The following is a 4,345-nucleotide window of genomic DNA, read 5'->3' as shown; positions in this document are numbered from 1 at the left end:
TGGAATATGTGCACGAACTGAATCCAAATGCGGTGATGCGTGCATTTGGCCAAGAGCTAAACCCAGAGTCTTACGCCATCTGTAAAGCTGACATGTTGATTAAAGGGCAAGACGTCAGCCGCATCAAACTGGGGAACACGCTTTCCAACGATCAGCTCCCGCTGGACCAGTTCGACTATATGCTATCTAACCCGCCGTTTGGTGTGGACTGGAAAAAGATTGAAGGCGAGATTAAAGACGAACATCAGCAAAAAGGGTTCAATGGCCGTTTTGGCCCCGGTTTGCCGCGTGTCTCTGACGGTTCGTTACTGTTCCTGCTGCATCTGATCAGTAAAATGCGCGATAGCCGTAACGCCGATGATTTAGTGAGCAACGGTGGGCGTATCGGAATCATCCTCAACGGTTCACCGCTGTTTACCGGCGGGGCGGGAAGCGGTGAGAGCGAAATCCGCCGTTATATTCTGGAAGCTGATTTGCTGGAAGGCATCATTGCGTTGCCGACTGACATGTTCTACAACACCGGCATTGCAACCTATGTGTGGATTCTGTCGAATAAAAAAGCACCGGAGCGCAAAGGTAAAGTCCAACTAATTGATGGCACTAATCTGTGCGGCAAGATGCGCAAATCGTTAGGCTCCAAGCGTAACTTGATGGGTGAAGACGATATCAAGCTTATCACCCACACCTTCGGTGAGTTTGCAGTGGTGGGTGTCACCTCTCTTGATGAGCTGGGGCTTGAGAAAGCACCCGAGCAAAAATCAAACCGTGGCTGCCAATCTGCTACCGCTAAAACCGAAGCGTCGAAAACCTTCGCCAGCAAAATTTTTAACAGCACTGATTTTGGCTACCGCCGGCTGACCATCGAACGCCCACTACGTTTGTCTGCACAGGTTACCGATGAAGCCATTGCCAAGCTGCGTTTTGCAACCAAACCGCTGAATGCACCCATGGAACGTCTGTATGAAGAGTTCTCCGCACAGTGGAATAACGATAACTATGGTGATTTCTCAGAGCTTGCAGTGGAAGCCCACTCCATTATCAAGGCGGAGTTTTCTGAGCTTAAAGAGAATAAAATCAAAGATCTGCTGAATAGTAAAGTGTGGCTTGCACAACGTGCATTGATGGAGAAAGTGCAGCAGATCCAGACGGCGCTGGGGGCAAACGCGGGTGGTAAAGCGTTAGTGAGTGACGATTTCAATGAGTTCCAACTCACGTTGAAAGGCGCACTCAAGACTGTTGGTGTTGAGCTGGATACCAAAGAGAACAAACAGTTTATCGACGCTATCACCACCAAAAATTCGGCTGCCGAACCGGTGGTGAAAAAGGTGCTGAAAGAAGCCGCTAAGCCGTTGTACGGTGCGTTTGAATACAAAGGCAAAGTGGTGGAGTTCGAGCAGGATAGCGATCTGCGTGAAAGTGAAAATGTACCATTAAATCCTTCAATTGCTACCGATGACTTGATAGGGCATTACTTCAAAACCGAAGTCTTGCCACATGCTGCAGACACATGGATTAATGCTAACAGACGCGATAATAAAGATCTTGGTGTTGGTGTGGTTGGTTATGAGATTAACTTTTATTCCCTTTTCCAAAAGAATCATTCTAGAGATAAGTTACTTCAAGGACGGCAGGTTCGTTTTAAAGAAATTATTAGGTTAAGCGATGATGGGCTTTATGTTCTTGAACAATATACAGGTAAAATAGTCGAATTTTCCGGCTTGAACGCAAAAAGGAAAATGCTCAATCTGTCTCGTTTTGATTTTCATAACGAAACACTCCTTCCTGATTTTTATAACATATTTTTACAGCAAGAAGAAGGCGTAGATTGGCTTGATAGTAATTTTATGGTTATTAATGGGGGCTTTAGAAATGTATCTCTGTCTGCGTGGTTAAACACTCGATTCTCTCTTCCTCCAATAGAAAGTCAGTCCAAATTGATAGAGTTTTGGAATAAGTGTGAAGCCGTATTAACACGAGTGTCTTTACTCAAAAATTCTGTATTTTCTGATTTCCAGTCGGCTCAAGAGCAGTTACAGCCATATTTGAGTGTTGCAAGTAGATATGAGCAAGAATTTTCATCAATGTTACCAACTCCTTTAGCAATTCTTTGGGAGTTGGCTGAATCTAAGTTTAATGAAAGAGACCGATGCGAGTCATTTGTTAAATTTTTTGAATATTTGGGAGTATACTTGTTGTCTGTTGCTTTTGGTCAAAGCAAACCGCAAAAAGAAATGTTTTATAACCGAAAGAAAGAATTGTTAAGTCTCACAATGGCTTTTGGATATAACAGGCTTAGTGATTATAAAAATGTATTAGATTCTAACGATAGTATAGCAAGTTTTATATGTCGTGATGAGGTTATTACTTTACTTCGTGAAGCCACAAAACTACGAAATGATATTGCGCATAGAGGGTTGCCTTCTGCCGCTGCTGTAGCTGAAGCCAAAGATATTATTATGCGTTTAAATAAAACAATGCAAATTGAACACAGGAGTTTTTTTGAAACGACTACTCTTATAAAATCAATACAAGCAAGGTTTGATGGTACTGCTTTTTTGAATGAGGTAGAGGTTCTTAAAGGTTTAGGACTCAACCCAAGCAAAACTGCGCGATTCAAAACTTCAAAGCCTATGATATCTGGGGAGTTATATCTTGCGCATAGTGATTTGACGACACATGAAAATATAGCAGTTACAAAAATATTTCCTTTGATGGTAATGAGAGAGACTTTACCTGAGAGTGATATTATGGGCTTTTATTTCTATAGTGATGCGAAAAATGATAAGGTTCGTTTTGTTTGTCCTTATCCTAATGTTAAAACATACGAATTTATAGAGCCAAATATTATTACTGATAACTTATGTTAGGAATGGAAAATCCCTTAATTACATTATACTCAAAGGGCCGATGGTACATCGGCCTGCTTATGAGATGAAGGAAAGACCAGATTCTTCAGTTTAGAATGGCACTGTTTTCAGGGGGGGGCAATCATCCGTTTATGCAAAGATAAACTGCTTTAAAAACTGATCAATGCGAATATTCAGCTTAAACAGAGGTATGGTTACACCATCTTGCTTTTCAAAATAGACCTTGGCTTTCGCTTCATCTACCGAATCTTTTAATGCGTCGAAACGACCAAACTCGTTAAGATTCTTATCATTAACACTATCAGCCATTAATGCTATAAGCAGTCCTTTATTTAAACCAAGAGCATTAACAACGGCGTTTAATTGCGCATTTTCAGCGTTATCTTTGTAGGTGTTGATGTAGTCTCTGAAAGTATAGCCTTCAAGTAACTGCGCATCGCCGCGCTGCAAGTCGTGCAAGAAGAGCTTGGCGTACTTTTGCTCAGTTTGGGTGAGCGATGCAAACGACTTGTGCAGCTCATTTAAGGTGGTTTCAATACTCGCAGAGTCTTGGTGTAAGTTCAGCTCTTTTAAATATTTATCAAAGCGGCTATTCATGTAGTCGGCATCGATTTTACCGGTATCTATTTCAGTTAAATAACCACTGATATCAAAAGGCACATCGTCGCCACCTGCGCTACTGCTATCACTTTTTCCTGCCAACTCTTTGTAACGCAGGACCAGACTAAGGTATGTTTGTTCGTCTATGGCCAGCGTAACATCATGTTCTACATTATTTTTAGTAAACGAATAGATCGACTGCTCCCAATGCAAACCTTGTACTTTAGTTGCTTCTAAGTGCTGGCTAAATGTGTTAAATAATTTTGCGAATTGGGCACAGACTTCTATATCGTCTGGCAGCTTTTCAAAATTCTCAACGCCCGCATTGACGAACAGCTCGGTAATGTCAGCCACTAATTCATTCATGGCTTCAATATTGCTTTCTAGCCTGTCAACAAATAATCCGATAGGTCTGTCGCCGGAATAGAGTTTTACCGCAGCGTTAATGTGCTGCTCCATGGTGTGTGGATAGCGGTAATAACGGATGATGCCGTGGGGTTTGTCGGGACCAAACAAGCGATTGGTGCGCGAGAACGCCTGAATAATATTTTGGTATTTAACCACCTTGTCTAAATACAAGGTATTAAGCCATTTAGAGTCAAAGCCAGTGAGCATTTGATCCACCACAATCAGTAAATCTAATTGCTTTGAAGGCTCGTTATGAATGCGCTCGTAAGGCTTTTTATGGGCAAGCCGTTTGGCTAAATCTTTTTTAAAGGCCGCGTGGCGGGCAAAATCAAAATCCTGGCCGTAACGCTTATTGTAGTCGTCCATAATCTCGTCCAGACCATCACCTTTAAAGGTGGGGGGCTTTGTTGAATAAATCGGATTTAGATAAAAGCTCCCCTCGTCGCTGACTTTCTCAGGCAATCCTTACG

Annotated in this window: 2 protein-coding genes; one reads left to right on the top strand and one right to left on the bottom strand. The window is 42.2% G+C overall.

Annotation, left to right across the window (positions count from 1 at the left end):
- On the top strand, positions 1–2,867 hold a 2,867-nt coding region (locus J8X26_RS27700; protein ID WP_244370676.1), incomplete at its 5' end, for a class I SAM-dependent DNA methyltransferase.
- A 129-nt stretch (positions 2,868–2,996) separates the two neighbouring features.
- Here J8X26_RS27700 and J8X26_RS18635 read toward each other — a convergent pair.
- Positions 2,997–4,337, bottom strand: a complete 1,341-nt coding sequence (locus J8X26_RS18635; protein WP_374101290.1) for a hypothetical protein — start codon at positions 4,335–4,337, stop codon at positions 2,997–2,999.
- Between the last annotated feature and the right edge of the window lie 8 nt (positions 4,338–4,345).

This window comes from Rahnella sp. ChDrAdgB13, assembly GCF_017655185.1.
Classification (GTDB): domain Bacteria; phylum Pseudomonadota; class Gammaproteobacteria; order Enterobacterales; family Enterobacteriaceae; genus Rahnella; species Rahnella contaminans.
Note: the sequence above shows the minus strand (reverse complement) of the source record. Positions and strands in the feature narration are given on the sequence as shown.